Here is a 21,476-nt window from a genome sequence, read left to right on the forward strand (position 1 = left end):
GAGCAAATAGATAAGTTGCTCTTTAAATTTAATATAAATTATTGTTGTCATTAATTACATCTTCTTTATTTGGCATTATAAAAATACAGGCTATATAACCAATAATACCTGCACCAAAAGAAAATAAAGTTAATATAATCCATAAAAGTCTAATTACTGTAACATCAACATTTAAATATTCAGATATCCCTTGACAAACACCGCTTATTTTACCTTTATCAGGAACTTTGTATAGTCTTTTCATAATAGTTAAACCCCCTTAGAAAAAGCCTTTAATAGATAAATAAAGTATATGTTAAAAAATTATATAATACAACACACTTGCATATGAGAAATATAATATTTATATTTTTTTAAGAGTTTAATAGACTTTATTAAGAAATGAAAAAATAAATAGTATAATAATATTAGAGTATGTCTTAGGAGGAGAATATGAAAGGAAAAAATTTTATTGCAAAAGCATATCCAGAAAAGTCTTGGAGCATTTCTAGGGTTAAAACATTGAAAAATTGTTTAAGGCAATATTATTACACATATTATGGTTCGCATAGAGGATGGGAAATGGAAGTTTCTGAAGAAAGAAAATTAGCTTGGAGATTAAAAAAGTTAACTAACATATGGATATATTTTGGAGATATAATTCATGAAGGAATAAAAAATATAATTAAGTTTCAAAGTAAAAATCCAGACAAAGAAGTTGATGTTGATAGATTTAAAAATTTTATTAAACTTAAGTTAAACATATTAGTTAAGCAAAGTAGTAAAAAAGATAGAGATATTGAATGGGATACTTATCCTAAAGGTAATATGCTACAAGAATATTATTATGATGGAAAGATAAATAAAGATGATATAGAAGAAGTTAAGGAAAGAATAGAGCAATGCACTGAAAATTTTTTTGAAAGCAAAACTTTTTTTGATGTATGTAAGGGTAATTTTAAAAATATACTAGAAATTGATGAAGGTAGTTTTAATCATATTTTTATTCATACTGTTAAAGTTTTTTCAATTATAGATATGCTTTATATAGATAAAGATAATAATTATATTATAGTAGATTGGAAAACAGGAAAATATGATGAAGAAAATAAATATCAAATTTTAGTTTATGCAATATATGTTATGGAAAAATATAATATTCCTTTAGATCATATAAAAGGAAGAATAGAATATTTGTATTTAGGAGAAAATTATGAGTATATTTTTACAAAAGAAGATATAGAAGATATTAAAAAAAGAATAAAGTTAGAATTAAATGTTATAGATGCATTATTAGATGATAAAAATTTAAACAAGCCAAAAAGTAAAGAAACTTTTTTAATGTGTGAAGAGGATTATAAATGTTCTATTTGTAAATATAAGAGATTGTGTAAAAAGGGTGGATGTTAAATTATGAAATTACTTAAATTAAAAAAACAAACAAATAATAAGTACTTAAATATGTATGAGATGGATTTGGAAAATAAAAAAGGCAATTTAAAAAAGTATTATTTTGCAACTAGAAGAGAAGAAACGGATCTTGCTTGTAAGACTAAAGATCATAAAAAAGCAGATGGAGTTATGATAATTCCAATAACAAGTGATAGAGAAATAGTATTAATAAAACAATATAGACCTGTAATAAGTGATTATATATACGAATTACCAGCAGGAATAATAGATCCAGGTGAAACTATGGAAGAAGCTGCAAAAAGAGAGTTGTTTGAAGAAACAGGACTTAAAGCGAGTAGTTATGAAGTGTTTTTAAAACCTAGCTATACATCAGTTGGAATGACAGATGAAACTACAGCTATAGTAAAAATGGATGTATATGGAGATATATCTACAGATAATATAGAAGAAAATGAAGAAATTGAAGTTATAAAAATTAAAATAGATGAAGCAAGAGAATTTGTAGCTAAAAATAACATTTCAATAAAAGGTGGAATAATATTAAACTTAATACAAAATATATATTAATATGTTAAGAAAATGAAAAAAATATGTATACAAATAAAATACAGTTGTATACAATGAATACACATGTTATTATAGATGATGGTAGAAATAATTTTATTAAATACACTAGCGATAAGAAATATATATTGGGGGCTATCATTATAGAGGTGTAGTAAATGAAAGGTAATTATTTAGTTGTAGATAAAAAGGTTTTACCTGAGGTGTATTCTAAGGTTATAGAGGTTAAGAATATCCTTAAAGAGGGAAAGGTAAAAGAAATAACAGAAGCTACTAAAATAGTAGGAATAAGTAGGAGTGTATATTATAAGTATAAGGATCATGTATTTGATTTTGCAGAAAGTGTCCAGGGGAGAAAAATGACTTTTAGTATGATGATAAAGCATAAAAAGGGTGTATTATCAGATACTTTAAATTATATATCAGATAAGGGTGGAAATGTACTTACAATAGATCAAGGTATTCCTATAAATGGAGCTGCAAATCTTAGTATTACTATTGATATGTCATCATTAGAATGTGATATAACAGCACTTTTAGATGGACTAAGAGAAATGTCTAGTGTAGAAAAAGTTGATTTTATAGCTATGGAATAATAGTTAAATATTAAAAAGCTTGATAAACTTTAATTATCAAGCTTTTTTTAATAAATATAAATAAAGATAATTTTAAATTAATTAAGTATAAATAATTATTATGATATAATATAAAAAAAGAAAGGGAAATGAGAGGTGTCTGTATTTATGAGTGAAAGGGTAGGAAATATTAATTTAAGAAAAGTTACGGAAGATGATGTAGATTTAATATTAGAATTTATAATGGAAATAGCAGAATATGAAAAAATGTCAGATTCAGTTATTGCTACAAGAGAAGAAATATATGAATCTATATTTAAAAGAAAAGAAGCAGAAGTTTTAATTGTTGAAAAAGATAACAAGGATATAGGATATGTAGTTTATTTCTTCAATTATTCTACTTTTATAGGAAGGGCAGGATTTTATTTAGAAGATATATATATAAAACCTGAATATAGAGGTAATGGATATGGAAAGGAAATATTTAAATATTTAACAAAAATTGCTTATGAAAAAGGATGCCATAGAATGGAATGGAGTTGTCTAAATTGGAATAAGCCTTCAATTGAATTTTATAAAAATTTAGGAGCAGTTCCAATGAGTGAATGGACTGTGTATAGATTAACAAGAGATAAATTTAAAGAGGTTTATGAGAATAATTTATAGAGGTGAAAAATATGGAGTATAGTAAATATTACAGTATTGTGAGAGACGAAGTTAAAAAGCTTATAAAAGAATATTGTAAAGAGGGAGCTCATGATATATATCATTTAGATAGAGTTTATAAAATGGCTTTATATATAAATGAAAAAGATAATTTGAATGGGGATTTGGATATTCTGTGTTTAGCATCATATATGCATGATCTACATAGACTTCAATTAAAAGACGATATTGAATTAAAGCATTCAGATGATATAGATGAAATATTTAATGAAGTTTGTAATAGATTAAATCTTAGAGATGAATTAATAGAAAAGTTAAAAGAGTGTATAGTTTTAACTGATAAACATTCTTTTTGTGGTGATGTAATTGAAGAATCAGAATCTCAAATTGAGGGAATAATATTACGAGATGCTGATAATTTAGATTCATTAGGAGCTGTTGGTATTGCAAGAGCATTTATGTTTGGTCAATATATAGGAGAAGAAATGTATGATCCAAATGAAAAATTAGAAGATAGAGAATACGACTTAACTTCTAGAAGTAGTTCTATAATACATCATTTTTATGAGAAATTATTTAAACTTGAATATGATATGATAACAAATGTAGGAAAAGAAATTGCTAAAGAGAGAGTCGATTACATGGAAGAATATTTAAATAGATTCTTTGAGGAATTTGATGTTATAGTATAAATTTAATAAATAATTCAAGATCTAAAAATAGTTTGTATATATTTTTAATTTATTATAATAAAATGCAAGAATTTATTTATAATATGAGGGTGACAAAAGATGAAAAAGAAAACGAAAATTATTTTAGCTATATTAATATCAGTAGGGGTATTAGCATTACTAATATTAAATACTATAAGGGAAGATAAAATAATAAAACAGTTTGAAAGATATTTAAGTAGCCATAAAACAGAATTTAGTCAATATATGATTGGAAAAGAAGAAAAAGAATATAAAGAATTAAGTAAGAAGGCTAATAGAGCAATAGATCACAAAAATGTAAAAATAGTTCCAGAGTTAGAAAATGAAATGAATAAATTAATAAATACAGCTAAGACTTATAATGAAAAAATATTAAATACAGAATTAGATGATCTTAAAAACTTTGATTTAAGTAAATTTAATGATTCAGAAAGAAAATCAATAAAATCAGAAATAAAAAATATTCAAACTTTAATTAACAATAAAAAGTATAGTGATGCAAGTAAAAGAATTAAAAATTTAAAAACAAAAATGTATAGTTCAATAAATAATAATTAATAAAAAGCTACCTTTTTTAAGGTGGCTTTTTTATTTTTTAAAAATAATTATATTATAAATTTTAAAAGTATAAATTAACATAATAAACATATAAATTTAAAATAGGAGGGAGATGAATGGAAAAGATAAAATGGACCAAAACAAGAAAAATTGTAGTAACATCATTTTTTGTATGCATAGGAGTTATACTTCCAACAATATTTCATTCCTTTAATATGATGGGAAATGTATTTTTGCCTATGCATATACCAGTATTAATATGTGCTTTAATATGTAAAGAAAGATGGGGGACTATTTGTGGATTTTTAGTTCCAATTATATCTTCAATTTTAACAGGAATGCCACCTATTTTCCCAGTTGCAATAGTTATGGGTTTTGAACTTGCATGTTATGGATTTTTGTTACCAAAATTACTTAATAAATATAATATTTATATTTCACTTATAATAGCTCTTATTTTAGGAAGAGTAGTATCCTGTATAATTAATTTTATATTACTTGGAGTAGTTCCAAGTTATACTGCGCTTTATACTTTTATAATAGGATTATTTATAACAGCACTACCAGGAATATTAATACAAATTATATTAATACCTATAATTTATAAGTTTTTTATAAAGAGAGGGTTAATAAATGAATGATGTAAAAAATTTTTTTAATGAAGTTGCAAATAATTGGGATGAGAGAAGTAATCATAAACATATAAATGAAATTTTAGAAATTATAAAAATAAAAGAAAATATAAAAATATTAGATGTTGCTTGTGGAACTGGTATATTAGAAAATTATTTATTAAAGTATAATCCAAAAGAAATTTTAGGAATAGATTTTTCTGAAAATATGATAAAAGTTGCAGAAAGAAAAAACAATAATTGTAAGGTTAAATACTTATGTGATGATATATTTAATTTAAGAAATGGTAAATTTGATTTAATAATTATATTTAATGCTTTTCCTCATTTTAATGAAAAAGAGAAGTTACTTAATCATTTATCAAAGCTTTTAGATTTTGGAGGGAAAATTGCAGTTTGTCATAATTTTAGAAGAGAAGAAATAGATAATATTCATGAAAAGATACCTATAAATATAGCATCAAAACTTTTAAGTGGAGAAGATTTTAGAAAAATAATACCTAAAAGTCTTAAAGAAGAATTTATTTTAGATGGTGTTAAATTTTATATTGTAATATTAACGAATATTTAATTGAACTCAATATATAAAAGGAGTAATATATGATTGTAATTTATAAATAGAGTAGGTTTTGGAAGGGTAAACTGATGAAAAAAATAATTTTGATTTTGAGCGTCATTTTAATAATTGTTACACTTGGAGCTTATTCAGTTAAGGCTAGCAATAAAACTAATGTAATTAATAAACTTAAAAGTTATAATGAAGATCCTTTAGGAAATCAAGATAAAAAAGAAGATAACAGTATTGAGTATACAAATAACCAAGAGTTTTTAAAAAGTATTACTGGAATTTGGGGAAATGGTGAGATGTATGGATATAATAAAGATGTTAAATTTACAAAATCACTTCAACAAAAATTTTCAGAAATTGCAAAAAAAAATATCATAATATCAAAACATAGATATTATGATGGATTTTCAGAAAAAAGTTATAATGAGCAATTTAATGATCCATATTACTCAATAAAAAAAGAAAGTAATAGAATAATAAATAAATTAGATAATAATATAATATTTATTAGTTCAAAGTTAAATGGAATGAATTTGGATGGACAGGTTTATAGTGTAGAGGTTAAAAATAGAGGTAGTAAAAATATTGCTTATTTCAATACAAATGGAAATGTTTTAACTATTGAATATAAAGGATATTTTTTTAGGTATACTAAACTCAATTAGAGAAAAAATAATCTCGAGGAAGGAGATGATAGTATGCCAAAGAAAGATAATTTAGGAAATCCTATGCAAAAAGGCGAAAGAAGACAAAGATTACATCAAAATCAAAACAATGTAGGTAATAGTAAAAAACCTTCAGAATATAAAAATTTTGATGGTGAAGAAATAAAGTAATTGATTTTAGGGACTTTAATAAATGTTTATTAAAGTCCTTTGTTATTAAAAATTATTAGCTTCAAATATTAAAATGTAAAAAATAATAATTTAATTAAGTTAAAAATGATATAATTATAAAAAATATATTATTATGGGAGAAAATGAAATGATTAAATTATATTATTTTACTTCAACGGGCAATTCATTATATGTTGCAAAAGAAATATCAAAAAAATGTACTTCAAAGTTAGTAAATATAAAGGATATAATTAATAATAAAAATTATATTGAAAAGGATGAAGTAATAGGAATTATATATCCGTTACATTGTTTTGGACTACCTATAATAGTAGAAGAATTTTTAAGAAGTTTAAAAATAGAAGGTAATCCATATATTTTTGCGGTGCAAGTTACAGGTGGTGGCGCATCGAATAATGGATTTTTAGAAATAAATAATATATTAGCTTCAAAAGGACTTAAATTAAACAATTTTGAAGAGGTTAAATATATTTCAAATTATACAAGAGCAGGAAGAAATCCTAATAAAGATAGAGCGATAGAAGCTATAGAACATGAATCTGAAAAGCTTAATAAATTTATAGAATATATAAATAATAGAGAAATAAAAAAAGTATCTTTAAATAAACAAATTCTTAGTAAATTTGTACACAAAATGTGGAAAGATAAGTATAAAAAGAAAGATAAAAACTTTATTTCAAATAGTAATTGTATTGGATGTAATATATGTAAAAACATTTGTCCTGTAGATAATATTGAAGTTAAAGATAAAAAAGTTATTTGGAAAGGAAAATGTATTGACTGTATGGCTTGTATAAATATATGTCCTAAAAAGGCTATAAATATAGGAACAAAAACTGTCAAAAAAGATAGATATATAAATCCATATATAAAAGTAGATGAACTTATATAAAATTTTATTAATTAAGAAAGGGGATTATTATGATATATAAAGAATTTAATATAAATTATTTAGATGAAGTTTCAAAGCTTTATGTAAAATCATTTAACTCACCTCCATGGAATGATAAATGGACAGAAGAAACAGCTAAAAAAAGATTAAATCAAATGCTTAATTGTGAAGGGGCATACGGACTTGTGTGCTATTTAGAAAATGAAATAGTTGCTATGATTTTAGGAAATCATGAATATTATTATGATGGAATTCATTTTAACATAAAGGAATTTTGCGTAGATAATACTAAAAAAGGAAAAGGTATAGGGAAAAAAGTATTAAATGAATTCACTATTAGATTAAAAGATAAAGGAATAAGCAATATATATTTATGGACTGCTAAGGGGGATATGACAGAAGGATTTTATAAGAAAAATGGGTATAATGTTATGGAAAATTTAATTGTAATGGGAAAAGAAATATAAGTTAGGGGAAGAAGATATGGATTTTAAAGAGGTAATAGAAAGATATATACCAGTTAATGAACAAGAAGAAAAAGATAAACAAGCTATATTAATGTGTATAAATAATTTTAATGATGTATTAACAAGAAAAAATGTAGTTTGTCATTTAACTAGTTCAGCTTTTGTAGTAAATAATGATAAAGATAAAGCACTTATGGCTTATCATAATATTTATAAATCATGGGCTTGGACAGGTGGACATATGGATGGCGATAATGACTTCTTAAAGGTTGCTTTTAAAGAATTAGAAGAAGAAACAGGTCTTAAAAATGCAAGGCTACTTTATGATGGAATAGCATCAATAGATATACTTACAGTTGAAGGACATATAAAAAGAGGTGAGTTTGTATCACCACATCTTCACTTATCAATTGCTTATCTTTTTGAAGGTGATGAAAGTGAAAAATTAAGTATAAAAGAAGATGAAAATAGTGGTGTAAAATGGATTCCAATAAAGGATTTAAAAAAATGCACTGAAAGAGAACCATTTATGCTAAAGGTTTATAAGAAGATTTTAGATAGAGATAATATAAAATTTGATTAAAAGGAATTGTATATGCAATTCCTTTTTATAATTTAAATAATTAGTCTATAATTATTATTAAGTAAAGTATAAAAAGAGGAGAAGTAATTTGGATAATGCAATAAAGATTTTAAAAAATTATTTTGGATATAGTAATTTTAGAAAAGGGCAAGGAGAAATAATAAATGAGATAATAAAAGGGAATGATGTTGTAGCAATAATGCCAACAGGTGGTGGAAAATCTATATGTTATCAAGTTCCAGCATTACTTAAAGAAGGTATTACTATAGTAATTTCACCTTTAATATCTTTAATGAAAGATCAAGTTGATACATTAAATAGTATAGGAATACAATCTGCCTATATAAATTCATCACTTTCAAATGATGAAATGATAAATACATTTAAAAATATAGAAGATGGAAATATAAAAATATTATATGTGGCTCCAGAAAGATTAGAATCATTAGAGTTTTTAAATATAATATCAAATCAGAATATATCACAAATAGCAGTTGATGAAGCACATTGTGTATCAGCTTGGGGACATGACTTTAGAAGTAGTTATAGAAGAATTAAAAATTTTATTGAAATATTAAAAGAAAGACCTATATTTACTGCATTTACAGCAACAGCAACAACGGAAGTTAGAGAAGATATAGTAAAATTACTAAATCTTAATAAGCCAAAAGTATTTATATCAGGATTTGATAGAGAAAATTTAAAAATAGTAATAGAAAAAGGAGTTAATAAAAAACAATATATATTAGATTATGTAAATAAAAATAAAGATTTATCGGGAATAATATATTGTGCTACAAGGAAAGAAGTAGATTATTTATATGAATTATTAAGTGAAAAAGGTCTATTTCTCGGGAAATATCATGCTGGTTTATCTGATGATGAGAGAAAAAAGAATCAAGAGGACTTTGTATATGATAAAACTAATTTAATGATTGCAACTAATGCATTTGGTATGGGAATAGATAAACCAAATATTAGATATGTAATACATTATAATATGCCTAAAAATATCGAAGGATATTATCAAGAAATAGGAAGAGCAGGGAGAGATTTAGAACCTTCAGAATGTATAATGTTGTTTTCACCTGGAGATGTTCAAACACAAAAATATATTATAGAAACAGGAACATTAAATCCAAATAGAAAATTAAATGAACTATCAAAGCTAAAAAGTATGACAGATTTAGTTTACTTTAATGGATGTTATAGAAAATATATACTTAATTATTTTGGTGAAGAACTTAAAGAGGATTGTAATAATTGTAGTAATTGTGAATCAGATGGTGAAGTTGTTGATAAAACAGTAGATGCTCAAAAAGTAATATCATGTATATATAGAATGAAGAGACCATATGGAATAGGAATGATAATTGATGTATTAAGAGGTTCCAATAATAAAAAAATAAAAGAGTTAAACTTACAAGAATTAACTACTTATGGAATAATGAAAGATTATTCAAAAGAAGATTTAAAAGATTTTATAAATACTTTAATTGCTCATGGGTTTATTAATTATGGTGGGGAATATCCTGTTGTTAAACCAAATTCAAAATCTATTGAAGTAGTTAAAGGAATTGAAAAAGTATTATTTAAAGAGGAAAGAAAAATAATTAAGTTAACAGAAAATAATGACCTATTTAATATATTAAAGGAACTTAGAAGAGAGATTTCAGAGAGAGAAAAAATACCACCATATATGGTATTTGGAGATAATACTATAAAAGAAATGAGTATTAGAATGCCAATTAATAATGTTCAGCTTATAGAAATAAGTGGTGTTGGTGAGAAGAAAATCGAGAAGTATGGAAATATATTTATAAGTAAAATACAAAGTTATATAGAAGAAAATGATATAGATATAAAATGGGATAATAAATATTCAAATTCAAATAAAGAAAATGAAAATATAAAAAAACAAAAATCTTATGAGATAACAGTTGATATGATTAGAAATAATATGTCATTAGAAGAAATAGCAAGTAATAGGAAAATAGCAATATCAACTATAATAGCACATTTAAATCAATATATAGCAGAGGGACTTGAAGTTGATTTTAATATTAATTTCAATAATTATTTTAATAAAGAGGAAGAGAAAATTATATTGGAAAAAGTAAGAGAAATAGGATATTCAAAAATAAAACCGATAAAAGAATCTCTACCAAATAATATAACTTATGATCAAATAAAATTAGTTGTATTAAAACAAAGTATAAAAAATATTAGTTGAATTTAAAATATAAAATAACTATTTTAGGAGGATAGCAAAATGAAATATTTTATAGTTGAAGGCAATTTAAAAGATTCAGATAAAATAAATGATAACATTATGAAAGAACATATGGCTTACACACAAAAAGCTATGGATAATGGAATGATATTAATGTCAGGACTTAAGGAAGATATGACTGGAGGAATATTTATTATTAAATCAGAAACTTTAAAAAAAGTAGAAGAATATTTAATGAATGAACCTTTTAAAATAAATGAAATACAAGATTATAAAGTTATAGAGTTTAATCCTAATTACTTTAATCAATCACCAAGTGAGTGGTTTAATAAATAAAATAATAATTAATAAATTAAATATTTTGCAATAAAGTATATTATAAATAAATTAAGGTCAGTTAGTAACTGACCTTTTATCATAAATTAAAAGTTTATTTAATTGTTTGTTTCCATTCTTCAATTAAGCTTATCATTAAATTACGCATTACTTTACCAATAGTATAATATTCATGGTCATCAAGGTTTGCAAGTGAAACTCTAAGTGACCATTCTGAATCATCAAAACCGCTTCCTGATAAAAGTATTATAGAACATTCTTTAGCTAACTCATAAAGTATATAAACTAATTTATAATTATTTTCTAAGTATTTAGCAAAGTCTTCTCCAAAAGAATCTCTAGCCCACTTAAGTATATTAAATTCAGTATAATAATAAGCGCTATATTTATTATCTTCAAGTTCTATTCCTAATCCATCAAATAAAAGTTTTTTACGACGACGGCAAATTTCCATTGTTAACTTTTTATAAGTATTATCTTTATCAAGTAGTGAAAAGGCACAGAAAAATGCCATTTGAACTTGTTGAGGTGTTGAAAGACCTGCTGTATGATTAAGTGCTACTTGTCTACTATCTGCAACTAATCTATCAATAAATGGTATATTATCACAGTTTGTAGATAAATCTTCATAACGAGATCTAATAAGAGCTTTCTTTTCTTCAGGAAGTTCTTTAATTAATTTATCCAAAATATTATTTTTTTGAAGGGCTATAGTTCCTAAACGGTAACCAGTTACACCAAAATATTTTGAGAAAGAATATACTCCTATTGTGTTATAAGGTAAATCAGCCATTAATGAACGAAAGTTTGGTACAAAAGTTCCATAAACATCATCTGATATAATTATTAAGTTAGGATTATCTTCTTTAACTATTTTTATTAGATTATTTTTACTTTCTTTTGTTAAAGCAACTGAAGAAGGGTTACCAGGGTTTACTATAAATAATGCCTTTATAGTAGTATCTTTAAGTTTTTCTAATTCTTCTTTAGGAACTTGCCATGAGTGATTTCCTGTATTAGGATTTTCAGTAGCTTTAATTTGAACAATATCAAGGCTGTATCTTGGGATTTTTGGTATTTCTAAATAAGGTGTAAATACTGGGGTAATTATAGCAATTCTATCTTCCTTACATAAGAGTTCATTTGCCTTTAATGAGTCAAATATGTAACACATAGCAGCTGTTGCACCTTCTACAGCAAATATATCAAAAGATGAACTTTCAAAATCAGAAGAACACATTTCTTTAACTAAATAATCATGAACAATGCTTTCTATATGTGTTAACATTCTATCAGGAAATGGATAATTGTCTCCAATTATTCCATCAGTAAGTTCATATACCCAAGAATCAGCATCAAAATTTTTATTTTTAATTCCATATTCAATTATATTTATTAAAAGCTCCATACCTGGTGCATTTATATTTGTATCTGCAAATTCTTTAAATCTATTATAAATGCCATTTTTATGAGGCATACCTGCAAGATCGCCATCTTTCCAAACTCTTTGAGTTTCAAGAACAGCAAATTGACCAAAAGTAAAGAAAGCTTGACGTGGTGTTGCACAAGTCCAGTTTGGATTACCTCTTCCAGCATCAAGTAATGGACGTTTACTAACCTCTAAATCTTTTTTTGCTATTTCTATAAGTTTGTCTTTAAACTCAAAGGGACTTATTTTTTCATAAACTTTTTCTATTTGTTTTACATCTGAATTATTGATTTCCATATTAAAAATCCTCCTGAAAATAATATATAAATTTAGCCCCAAAAAAAACTATACAACATCTTTCACTTAATAAAATAGATAAAAAGTAATAATATTGTTAAATTTCTGATTAAATTATTCAAATTATTTTATTAAAGTCACATAAATATTATATATTAGATTAATAACAACGTGTTAATAAAAAGTTAATATAAAATATATTGAATTTTTATATATAAAAAAATATAATATGAACATGGTTCATAAAAGGTGGTGAGTTAATAATGCCTAAAATATTAGATAATCCTAAAGAACGTATATTAAAAGAAGCAAAGAAAATGTTAGATACTAATGGATATAAAAATTTTAGTATGAGAGAATTGGCTAAAAACAGTAATATAGGTCTTGGAACAGTATATAATTATTTTTCAAATAAAGAAGCTATTGTAAGAGCTATTATAAAAACTGATTGGCAAAATTTAATAAATGAATTATCAAATACAAATTCAAAAAATATAGATTTTGTTGATAAGATGAAGTGTATATATGATGGCATGGATATATTTTTTACAAATCATGTAGATATATTTTTTGAATTATATAATTCAGAAAATAAAAAGTATAGTCAAACTAAATGTCATAATAATATATTAGAAGATATATGTAGTATTATTGATGAAATTATAAGCTATCATTTAAATAATAATACAATAGAACTAACATTAAAAAATAATTTAAGTAATTTTATTGTGAGTAATATGATAGTAATAATAAAAAATAAAGGATATACATTTGAAGATTTAATGACAGTTATTATTAAAAAATAAGCTAATTATAAATATTTATAGTTAGCAATAATTTTTATTTTTATATGAACAGTGTTCAAATAAAGGAGGAGAATTCAATGGAAAATGAAATAAACTTAGGTAAAAAGACTTCGAAGGCACTTATGATAATGTTTTTACTTGGAATATTTATAGGTGGAATGGATTCTGGTATAGTTTCACCAGCGAGAACTGTAATAGCAGAGACTCTTGGAATAAGTGCAGATGTTTCAATATGGATGATTACTATATACACATTAGCATATGCAGTTATTATGCCTATATCAGGAAAGTTGTCAGATAGGTATGGAAAAAAGAAAATGTTTATTTTCTCAATAACACTATTTGGACTAGGTTCAGCTTTATGTGGAATATCAGATTATTTTGGTGGATATAATATGCTTCTTGTAGCTAGAGTAATACAAGCTATAGGTGGTGGTGGAATAATGCCTATTGCAACAGCTTTTATAGGGGAAAGCTTTCCTAAGGAAAAAAGAGGAGCAGCACTAGGAATAGTTGGAGCAACATATGGTATAGCTACAACACTTGGACCTACAATAGGTTCTGGAATAATAAATATGTTTGGAAGAGATAATTGGGGACTTTTATTTTTTATAAATGTTCCAATATGTATAATTATAATATTAATGTCATTTAAAGTTAAAGTAGTAGAAAATAAAAGAACTGATAGAAAAATGGATACTATAGGAAGTGTAATAGTATCAATTATGATAATTTCACTTATGTATGGAGTTACTAATTTAAGTTTCCATGATTTTATTAAATCTATAACTTCAACAGATGTTTATCCATTTTTAATAGTATTTATTGTTTTATTACCTTTATTTATATATAGAGAAAGTAAAGCAGAAGATCCAATAATAAACTTAGAATATTTTAAGAAAAGAAATATTGCTATAACTTTATTATTAAGTTTAGTAGTTGGTTGTGGAATGATGAGTGTAGTATTTATTCCTCAGTTTGGTGAAAATGTATTAAGATTAAGTCAAGGGTCAGGTGGATATTTAGTTACTATAATGGCTATATGTTCAGGTATAGCAGCACCAGTTGGGGGTAAGTTTATAGATAAGTACTCTGCAAAGGCTGTACTTATAGTAGGATTTAGTTCAACAATAATAGGTACTCTTATATTAGCACTTATAGTAGCAAAGACAAACAATGTAGTTTTGTTAATAGTAGGACTTATATTTATGGGAGCAGGAATGGGCTTATCAATGGGTACACCACTTAATTATTTAATGCAAATAAATGTAAGAAAAGAAGAAGCAGCTTCAGCACAATCAACATTATCACTTATAAAAAGTATTGGTATAGCTGTTTCACCTAATATACTTATAAACTTTATTGCAGAAGCAGGTAATAAAATGCCATCTAATCTTATGGCAGTTATGCCTCCAATACAAGAAGGAGTAAGTAATGCATCACAATCAATGAGTGTAAGTGGAGTTCCACAAAATATATTAAATTCTTTCCAAAATGCAGATGTTACAAGTATCACAGGAACTATGAAAGAATTTGCAAGTTTTATGTTTGATAAGGCAAAACCTGGAATAGAACAAGGATTAGTGAGTAAATTACCACCTCATGCAAATGTAGATGCAGTATTTAATAGTATGAAAGCTGGATATTTAGATAAAGTAGATGGTGCAAGAGTTGCGATAGAAAATACTTTTCAACAAACAATGAATAATGGATTTGCACATCTTTTTATAGCTTCAGCAATAATAGCTGCAGTGGGATTAATCTTTACATTACTTTTAACTAATAAAAAGAATAATTAAGTTATTATATAAATTTAGGGTACTTGAATTTTGAAATTCAAGTACCCATTTTTAAATATTAAACAAAAAATTTTTGATAAAATAAAGCAAACAGAATTAAGAAAATAAAAAGTCCTATAATTCCTAAGCTAAATTTAATAGCATCAGATCTTTTTTCCATACCCATATTCTATACCCCCACATACCAGAATAATTTTAATATTCTATATTATTATCCAAAAACCTTTATAAATGTTAAAAAATAAAAATATTTACATATTAATAGTGATTTTATATATATAAAACAGCTTAAATTTAAGTCTTTTTTAGTTAATAAAAAGGTAAAATATGAAATCGATTACAATAAGAAAAAAGTAGAAATTTATGAATAGTAGTTAAAAAAGTTTATATAAAAATGGTTTCAAATGGATTAAAAATTGTATTAAATGGTATTTAATATTAACAAAAAGAAAATAAAATTAATGAAAAATAAATAATATGAATAAGATATGTAGATAAAATATGATGTAATTTGACAAAAAAATAAAAGAGAATAATATAGAGTATGTGCTTCGGAACCGGAGCAAAAAAGTTAGATAAATAAGTTTTATATATAAGAAATTTAAAATTTATTTATTTAACTAAAAAACTAAATATTAGAGAGGAAGTAATATTATGAGCAGTGTTAAAAAACTTACACTATTCCAACTTATAGGGATTACTATGGCCTTCTTCGGTACAGTAAGAAGTGTTCCTACATTAGCAATCAACGGTTGGACACAAATTTTCTACTTAGTAGGAGCAGTTGTAGTATTTGCTATTCCAATATCACTAATAGCAGCAGAACTTGCTACTGGATGGCCAGAAGAAGGAGGTCCTCACGTTTGGGTTAAAGCAGCATTAGGAGAAAAATGGGGATTTGTAACTTCATGGCTTTTATGGGTTCAAATGTTCTTCGGAATGGTAATGGTTGCTTCAACAGTTGGAGTTTTACTTGGATATGTTGTTGGTAATGAGTCATTATCAAAAAATAACATATTTATATTTGTAGTAATACTTATTTCATATTGGGGTGTTACTTTATTAAACCTTAAGTTCGATATGGTTAAAATCGTTGGTAACTGGGGAGCAGTAATTGGTGTTTATATTCCATTTATAGCATTAGTAGTTTTAGGATTAATTTATTTAGCTAAAAACGGAATACAACCTAATAGTTACTTAGGCGGATTCAGCACAAGCAAACTTATACCAGACTTCCATGATTTCGGAAGCTTAACTTATTTCTCAGGAATTATATTTATATTCGCAGGTGTTGAAATATCATCAGTTCATGCTAACAATATTGAAAACCCTAAGAAAAACTATCCAATAGCAGTTATATTATCAGTTATTGTATTAGTTATATTTAACTTAATTGCAGGATTAACAGTTTCAAATGCTGTTCCAGCTGGAAAAATGGAACTTGCTAATATAACACAACCATTTGTTATATACTGTCAAGATCTTGGAATACCATCAATATTTAATAATATAATATCAGCTATGATAGCAATCGGTGTTTTAGTTCAATTAAGTGCTTGGGTACTTGGACCATCAAAAGCAATGATTAAAGTTGCTGAAGAAGGAAACTTACCTCCAGTATTCCAAAAAAGAACTGCAAATGGAGTTCCTATAACTTTCGTTTTAATACAAGCTATAGTTATTTCATTAATTTCAATAACTTATGTTGTAACATCAGATGTTAACAGTGCATTCTTTATGATAACTGTAACAACAACTATACTTTACTGCGTAGTTTACATATTAATAGCAGTAGCAGCTATAGTATTAAGATATAAGAAACCAGAAGTAGAAAGACCATTTAGACTTGGTGCTAAAGGTAACGGATTAATGTGGGTAGTTTCATTACTTGCAATATTTGGTGTATCAATTACTGTATTAGTAAGTTTAATACCACCATCAATATTACCTACTAGCCAACACACTTTCTACATCGCATTCCAAATAGTTGGAACATTAGTAAGTGTAATAATACCACTTATAATATTCAAATTCAGAAAACCTGAATGGATAAAATCAGATAATAAATAATTTTAATATTATTTAATTATATAAATTTTAAAGCATTAAAACATTAAAAAAGCATTATTTAAACATTAAAAGCATTATTTAAATCAAAATACGTATGGGCATTTAAAATGAGGTTCACCTTTCATTTTAAATGGTCATATGATTTGTATTTAATACAAAACATATTAAAGGAGAGTTAAAAATGAGTGGACAAGATTTAAACTTAAAAGCATTATTTTTAGGACCAAAATCAGAAAACAAAGATACTTTTGAAAAACATTTAAAAATGTTATTTGAAGATCATAGTGAATGGAGAAAAAACTATCATCCAGAAGATAAATGTATCATAAAGAAATCAGATAAGCATGAAGCTGATTACTTAATGACTGCAGATAAAATGGAAGAAGTTTTAACTGAATTATCAAGAAAGTTAAGATCACAATCATTACCATGGCATTCACCAAGATTCTTAGGACACATGAACTCAGAAACTTTAATGCCTGCAATATTAGGATACTTCGCAGCTATGTTATACAATGGAAATAACGTTGCTTACGAATCATCACCAGGAACTTCAGAAATGGAAGAAGAAGTTGGAGCAGATTTTGCAAGACTTATGGGATACGAAGAAGGAAAAGGTTGGGGACATATCTGTGCAGACGGATCAATCGCTAACTTAGAAGCTATCTGGTATGCAAGAAACATAAAATCATTACCACTTGCAATGAAAGAAGTTGCACCAGAATTAGTTGAAGGAAAAACTGAATGGGAATTATTAAACATGTCAACAGAAGAAATCTTAGATTTAGTTGATAGAGTTCCAGAAAAGTTAGATGACTTAAAAGCTAAATCAGCTAGAAGTGGTAAGAACCTAGGTAAATTAGGTAAATGGTTTGTACCTCAAACTAAACACTACTCATGGCTTAAAGCTGCTGATATAATTGGTATTGGATTAGATCAAGTAGAAGCTGTAGAAGTTAATGAGCAATACAGAATGAACACAGAAGTTCTTGAGCAAAAAATTAGAGAAAACGCAGCAAAAGGAATTCCTACACTAGGAGTTGTTGGAGTTGTTGGTTCAACAGAAGAAGGAGCAGTTGATGATATCCATAAGATCATAGCTGTAAGAGATAAATTAGCTAAAGAAGGAATTCACTTCTATGCACACGTTGACGCTGCATACGGCGGATACGCTAGAGCAATATTCTTAGATGAAGACTATAGCTTCATAGCTAAAGATGAATTAAAGAAGAAATATTTAGAGCATGGAGTATTCTTAAACGAAGCTACAGAATGGCCTTCAGATGATACTTACGAAGCATTCAAGGCAATAAGCGAATGTGATACAGTAACTATCGACCCACACAAAATGGGATATATCCCATACTCAGCTGGTGGTATAGTTGTAAAAGATAAGAGAATGAGAGAATCAATCTCATACTTCGCAACTTACGTATTCGAAAAAGGAATGGACATCCCTGCGCTTCTTGGAGCATTCATGCTTGAAGGATCAAAGGCAGGAGCTACAGCTGCATCAGTTTGGACAGCTCACAGAACATTACCATTAAATATAACTGGATACGGAAAACTTATTGGAGCTGGAATCGAAGGTGCATTCAACCTTTACAACCACTTCAACGGAAAAGAATTCATGGTTGGAGATAAGAAAGTTATCCTTAACACATTAATAAGACCAGACTTCAACATGGTTGACTTCGCATTCAACGAAGAAGGAAATACTGACTTAACTAAGATGAATCACTTAAACCATGACTTCTATGAAGAAGCATCATATGCTAAGGGTGGATTATATGACAATGACTTCATAACTTCACATACTGATTTCGCAGTACCAGATTACGGAAACAGCCCATACCCATTTGTTAAATCACTTGGATTCTCAAGAGAAGAGTGGGATAAGGTAGAAAAGGTTACTGTATTAAGAGCATGTGTACTTTCACCATTCATAAACAATATGGAAACATTTGATGAGTATATGGAAAAAGTAGATACAGCAATACAAAAGAAATTAGAAAAAATCTACGACGTAAGATAATTTAACATAAAAAGGAATTTACTTTTAGGTAAATTCCTTTTTTTTTATTCAAAAAATATAGAAAGTTTTATATGAAAAATACAAATAAGACCTTAAAAATAAATTAAATTTTATTTTAAAGGAAACTTTTTTGTATATTCACAAATTAAAAAACAAAAAAAAGAAACTAATCCAAATAAATACATAAAAATGAACTAGATTTTAAGAAAAATAACAAAAATAGCAAATAAGTGGTTAAATAACTTACATATATAGAAATAAAAATGAATAAATAATAAATAAAATATACAAAAAGAAACAAATGTTTATAAAATATTCCAATTAAGAAGAATAAAATTTGACAATAATTTTCATAGAGTTAATATGTATGTGTAGTGTGTGAAAAGCGCTAAAAAGATATTAGTGATTATTGTTTTGTTATATCCATATAGGTTTTGGTGATAAAACAAAAATCACTGTTTCTAAGAAAAATTTAATATTTGAAAGAGAGGAATTAGTCTTATGAGCAGTGTTAAAAAACTTACACTATTCCAACTTATAGGAATCACTATGGCCTTCTTTGGTACAGTAAGAAGTGTTCCTACATTAGCAATTAATGGTTGGTCACAAATATTTTATCTAGTAGGAGCAGTTATAGTATTTGCGATTCCAATATCATTAATAGCAGCAGAGCTTGCTACTGGATGGCCAGAAGAAGGAGGCCCTCAAGTTTGGGTAACTGAAGCTTTAGGAGAGAGATGGGGTTTTGTAACTTCATGGCTTTTATGGGTTCAAATGTTCTTCGGAATGGTAATGGTTGCTTCAACAGTTGGAGTTTTACTTGGATATGTAATTGGTGATGCAAGTCTTGCACAAAACCACATATTCGTATTTTTAGTTATTATTATTTCTTATTGGGGAGTTACTTTATTAAATCTTAAATTCGATATGGTTAAGGTTGTTGGTAACTTAGGTGCTTTAATAGGTGTTTATATTCCATTTATAGCATTAGTAGTACTTGGTTTAGCTTATGCATTTAAATTTGGTATTCAACCAGGAAGTTATTTAGGAACATTTAGCGCAAGTAAAATAATACCTAACTTCCATGATTTTGGAACATTAACTTATTTCTCAGGAATTATATTTATATTTGCTGGGGTTGAAATATCATCAGTTCATGCTAATAATATTGATAACCCTAAGAAAAACTATCCAATAGCTGTTATTGCATCAGTTATATTATTAGTTATTGTTAACTTAATTGCTGGTTTAACAGTTGCAAATGCAGTACCAAATGGAAAAATGGAATTATCAAATATAACACAACCATTTGTTATATATTGTCAAGGACTTGGAATACCATCAATATTTAACAATATAATATCAGCTATGATAGCAATTGGTGTTTTAGCACAATTAAGTGCTTGGGTACTTGGACCATCAAAAGCAATGATTAAAGTTGCTGAAGAAGGAAACTTACCTCCAGTATTCCAAAAAAGAACTTCAAAAGGAGTTCCAATAACTTTCGTTTTAATACAAGCTATAGTTATTTCATTAATTTCAATAACATACTTAGTAACATCAGATGTTAATAGTGCATTCTTTATGATAACTATAACTACAACTATTGTTTACTGTGTAGCTTATATATTAATGGCTGTATCAGCTATAGTATTAAGATATAAAAAACCAGATGTTAACAGACCATTTAGACTAGGTGCTAAAGGTAATGGATTAATGTGGGTAGTTGCAATACTTGCAATATTTGGTGTATCAATTACTATATTAGTAAGTTTAATACCACCATCAATATTACCTACTAGCCAACACACTTTCTATATCGCATTCCAAGTAATCGGAACATTAGTAAGTGTAATAATACCACTTATAATATTCAAATTCAGAAAACCTGAATGGAGAAAAGTAAAATAATAAGCATTAAAAATTTTTAGTAATTTAGTAATGAATCATATGGCATTTAAGTTTTAGCATTATCTTAAATGTCATATGGTTAATATAAATATA

At 26.1% G+C, this 21,476-nt stretch carries 22 protein-coding genes; 20 read left to right on the plus strand and 2 right to left on the minus strand.

Translation table 11 applies throughout. From position 1 onward, the window contains the following. Positions 1–28: 28 nt before the first annotated feature. Positions 29–244: a PspC domain-containing protein gene (locus tag O212_RS0101780; RefSeq protein WP_029699100.1), complete on the minus strand. Its 216-nt coding sequence runs from the start codon at positions 242–244 to the stop codon at positions 29–31. 188 nt (positions 245–432) lie between these two features. Here O212_RS0101780 and O212_RS0101785 point away from each other — a divergent pair, with 188 nt between their 5' ends. The 15 genes from O212_RS0101785 (at position 433) to O212_RS0101855 (ending at position 11,036) form a co-directional block, all read left to right on the plus strand. Further along, positions 433–1,389 carry a PD-(D/E)XK nuclease family protein gene (locus tag O212_RS0101785; RefSeq protein WP_024613461.1) on the plus strand — a complete coding sequence of 319 codons (957 nt, stop codon included), beginning with the start codon at positions 433–435 and terminating at the stop codon, positions 1,387–1,389. A gap of 3 nt (positions 1,390–1,392) precedes the next feature. After that, the gene (locus tag O212_RS0101790; protein WP_024613462.1) at positions 1,393–1,959 is read left to right on the plus strand and encodes an NUDIX hydrolase; all 567 of its coding nucleotides are present in this window, start codon (positions 1,393–1,395) and stop codon (positions 1,957–1,959) included. A gap of 155 nt (positions 1,960–2,114) precedes the next feature. Beyond that, positions 2,115–2,552, plus strand: coding sequence for an ACT domain-containing protein (locus tag O212_RS0101795; RefSeq protein ID WP_024613463.1), 438 nt, complete (start codon positions 2,115–2,117; stop codon positions 2,550–2,552). A 147-nt stretch (positions 2,553–2,699) separates the two neighbouring features. Then, a complete protein-coding gene (locus tag O212_RS0101800) occupies positions 2,700–3,197 on the plus strand; it encodes a GNAT family N-acetyltransferase (RefSeq protein ID WP_024613464.1) in 498 nt (165 codons plus the stop codon). Positions 3,198–3,208: 11 nt separating this feature from the next. After that, positions 3,209–3,889, plus strand: coding sequence for an HD domain-containing protein (locus tag O212_RS0101805; RefSeq protein WP_024613465.1), 681 nt, complete (start codon positions 3,209–3,211; stop codon positions 3,887–3,889). A gap of 99 nt (positions 3,890–3,988) precedes the next feature. After that, positions 3,989–4,468, plus strand: coding sequence for a hypothetical protein (locus O212_RS0101810; protein WP_024613466.1), 480 nt, complete (start codon positions 3,989–3,991; stop codon positions 4,466–4,468). Between the two features lie 116 nt (positions 4,469–4,584). After that, positions 4,585–5,109 carry an ECF transporter S component gene (locus O212_RS0101815; protein ID WP_024613467.1) on the plus strand — a complete coding sequence of 175 codons (525 nt, stop codon included), beginning with the start codon at positions 4,585–4,587 and terminating at the stop codon, positions 5,107–5,109. Then, complete coding sequence (locus O212_RS0101820) at positions 5,102–5,671, plus strand: class I SAM-dependent methyltransferase (RefSeq protein ID WP_024613468.1); 570 nt, start codon at positions 5,102–5,104, stop codon at positions 5,669–5,671. The genes O212_RS0101815 and O212_RS0101820 overlap by 8 nt, the downstream gene beginning before the upstream one ends. Before the next feature lie 74 nt (positions 5,672–5,745). Then, positions 5,746–6,333 carry a hypothetical protein gene (locus O212_RS0101825; protein ID WP_024613469.1) on the plus strand — a complete coding sequence of 196 codons (588 nt, stop codon included), beginning with the start codon at positions 5,746–5,748 and terminating at the stop codon, positions 6,331–6,333. A 33-nt stretch (positions 6,334–6,366) separates the two neighbouring features. Beyond that, positions 6,367–6,504 carry a clostri-philic family protein gene (locus O212_RS16795; RefSeq protein WP_173391470.1) on the plus strand — a complete coding sequence of 46 codons (138 nt, stop codon included), beginning with the start codon at positions 6,367–6,369 and terminating at the stop codon, positions 6,502–6,504. 148 nt (positions 6,505–6,652) lie between these two features. Further along, positions 6,653–7,417: an EFR1 family ferrodoxin gene (locus tag O212_RS0101835; protein WP_242829546.1), complete on the plus strand. Its 765-nt coding sequence runs from the start codon at positions 6,653–6,655 to the stop codon at positions 7,415–7,417. Positions 7,418–7,446: 29 nt separating this feature from the next. Next, the gene (locus tag O212_RS0101840; protein WP_024613471.1) at positions 7,447–7,884 is read left to right on the plus strand and encodes a GNAT family N-acetyltransferase; all 438 of its coding nucleotides are present in this window, start codon (positions 7,447–7,449) and stop codon (positions 7,882–7,884) included. Positions 7,885–7,900: 16 nt separating this feature from the next. Further along, positions 7,901–8,467 (plus strand): NUDIX hydrolase, encoded by a 567-nt coding sequence (locus tag O212_RS0101845; protein ID WP_024613472.1) that lies wholly within the window; start codon positions 7,901–7,903, stop codon positions 8,465–8,467. Between the two features lie 88 nt (positions 8,468–8,555). Then, a complete protein-coding gene (gene recQ / locus O212_RS0101850) occupies positions 8,556–10,700 on the plus strand; it encodes a DNA helicase RecQ (RefSeq protein WP_024613473.1) in 2,145 nt (714 codons plus the stop codon). A gap of 39 nt (positions 10,701–10,739) precedes the next feature. After that, positions 10,740–11,036 carry a YciI family protein gene (locus O212_RS0101855; RefSeq protein WP_024613474.1) on the plus strand — a complete coding sequence of 99 codons (297 nt, stop codon included), beginning with the start codon at positions 10,740–10,742 and terminating at the stop codon, positions 11,034–11,036. A 94-nt stretch (positions 11,037–11,130) separates the two neighbouring features. Here O212_RS0101855 and aspD read toward each other — a convergent pair whose 3' ends face one another. After that, on the minus strand, positions 11,131–12,762 hold the full coding sequence (gene aspD, locus O212_RS0101860) for an aspartate 4-decarboxylase (protein ID WP_024613475.1): 1,632 nt from the start codon (positions 12,760–12,762) through the stop codon (positions 11,131–11,133). 263 nt (positions 12,763–13,025) lie between these two features. On the opposite strand from aspD, the gene O212_RS0101865 reads away from it, so the two are divergent. From O212_RS0101865 to tyrP (O212_RS0101890), 5 genes are all read left to right on the plus strand, one after another. Beyond that, the gene (locus O212_RS0101865) at positions 13,026–13,568 is read left to right on the plus strand and encodes a TetR/AcrR family transcriptional regulator (RefSeq protein WP_024613476.1); all 543 of its coding nucleotides are present in this window, start codon (positions 13,026–13,028) and stop codon (positions 13,566–13,568) included. Between the two features lie 77 nt (positions 13,569–13,645). Beyond that, a complete protein-coding gene (locus O212_RS0101870; protein ID WP_035278941.1) occupies positions 13,646–15,367 on the plus strand; it encodes an MFS transporter in 1,722 nt (573 codons plus the stop codon). Between the two features lie 654 nt (positions 15,368–16,021). After that, positions 16,022–17,437 (plus strand): tyrosine-tyramine antiporter, encoded by a 1,416-nt coding sequence (gene tyrP, locus O212_RS0101880; RefSeq protein WP_024613478.1) that lies wholly within the window; start codon positions 16,022–16,024, stop codon positions 17,435–17,437. 181 nt (positions 17,438–17,618) lie between these two features. Further along, complete coding sequence (tdc, locus tag O212_RS0101885; RefSeq protein ID WP_024613479.1) at positions 17,619–19,472, plus strand: tyrosine decarboxylase; 1,854 nt, start codon at positions 17,619–17,621, stop codon at positions 19,470–19,472. A gap of 501 nt (positions 19,473–19,973) precedes the next feature. After that, entirely contained in the window at positions 19,974–21,383 is a 1,410-nt protein-coding gene (tyrP, locus tag O212_RS0101890) for a tyrosine-tyramine antiporter (RefSeq protein WP_024613480.1), read from the plus strand. Positions 21,384–21,476: the final 93 nt, after the last annotated feature.

It is taken from the genome of Clostridium sp. Ade.TY (assembly GCF_000498355.1).
Classification (GTDB): domain Bacteria; phylum Bacillota; class Clostridia; order Clostridiales; family Clostridiaceae; genus Clostridium.

Excerpts from the sequence above, each read along its gene's own strand:
- O212_RS0101780 (WP_029699100.1), bottom strand. The coding sequence starts at position 244 with ATGAAAAGACTATACAAAGTTCCTGATAAAGGTAAAATAAGCGGTGTT.
- O212_RS0101785 (WP_024613461.1), top strand. The coding sequence starts at position 433 with ATGAAAGGAAAAAATTTTATTGCAAAAGCATATCCAGAAAAGTCTTGG.
- O212_RS0101790 (WP_024613462.1), top strand. The coding sequence starts at position 1,393 with ATGAAATTACTTAAATTAAAAAAACAAACAAATAATAAGTACTTAAAT.
- O212_RS0101795 (WP_024613463.1), top strand. The coding sequence starts at position 2,115 with ATGAAAGGTAATTATTTAGTTGTAGATAAAAAGGTTTTACCTGAGGTG.
- O212_RS0101800 (WP_024613464.1), top strand. The coding sequence starts at position 2,700 with ATGAGTGAAAGGGTAGGAAATATTAATTTAAGAAAAGTTACGGAAGAT.
- O212_RS0101805 (WP_024613465.1), top strand. The coding sequence starts at position 3,209 with ATGGAGTATAGTAAATATTACAGTATTGTGAGAGACGAAGTTAAAAAG.
- O212_RS0101810 (WP_024613466.1), top strand. The coding sequence starts at position 3,989 with ATGAAAAAGAAAACGAAAATTATTTTAGCTATATTAATATCAGTAGGG.
- O212_RS0101815 (WP_024613467.1), top strand. The coding sequence starts at position 4,585 with ATGGAAAAGATAAAATGGACCAAAACAAGAAAAATTGTAGTAACATCA.
- O212_RS0101820 (WP_024613468.1), top strand. The coding sequence starts at position 5,102 with ATGAATGATGTAAAAAATTTTTTTAATGAAGTTGCAAATAATTGGGAT.
- O212_RS0101825 (WP_024613469.1), top strand. The coding sequence starts at position 5,746 with ATGAAAAAAATAATTTTGATTTTGAGCGTCATTTTAATAATTGTTACA.
- O212_RS16795 (WP_173391470.1), top strand. The coding sequence starts at position 6,367 with ATGCCAAAGAAAGATAATTTAGGAAATCCTATGCAAAAAGGCGAAAGA.
- O212_RS0101835 (WP_242829546.1), top strand. The coding sequence starts at position 6,653 with ATGATTAAATTATATTATTTTACTTCAACGGGCAATTCATTATATGTT.
- O212_RS0101840 (WP_024613471.1), top strand. The coding sequence starts at position 7,447 with ATGATATATAAAGAATTTAATATAAATTATTTAGATGAAGTTTCAAAG.
- O212_RS0101845 (WP_024613472.1), top strand. The coding sequence starts at position 7,901 with ATGGATTTTAAAGAGGTAATAGAAAGATATATACCAGTTAATGAACAA.
- O212_RS0101855 (WP_024613474.1), top strand. The coding sequence starts at position 10,740 with ATGAAATATTTTATAGTTGAAGGCAATTTAAAAGATTCAGATAAAATA.
- aspD (WP_024613475.1), bottom strand. The coding sequence starts at position 12,762 with ATGGAAATCAATAATTCAGATGTAAAACAAATAGAAAAAGTTTATGAA.
- O212_RS0101865 (WP_024613476.1), top strand. The coding sequence starts at position 13,026 with ATGCCTAAAATATTAGATAATCCTAAAGAACGTATATTAAAAGAAGCA.
- O212_RS0101870 (WP_035278941.1), top strand. The coding sequence starts at position 13,646 with ATGGAAAATGAAATAAACTTAGGTAAAAAGACTTCGAAGGCACTTATG.
- tyrP (WP_024613478.1), top strand. The coding sequence starts at position 16,022 with ATGAGCAGTGTTAAAAAACTTACACTATTCCAACTTATAGGGATTACT.
- tdc (WP_024613479.1), top strand. The coding sequence starts at position 17,619 with ATGAGTGGACAAGATTTAAACTTAAAAGCATTATTTTTAGGACCAAAA.
- tyrP (WP_024613480.1), top strand. The coding sequence starts at position 19,974 with ATGAGCAGTGTTAAAAAACTTACACTATTCCAACTTATAGGAATCACT.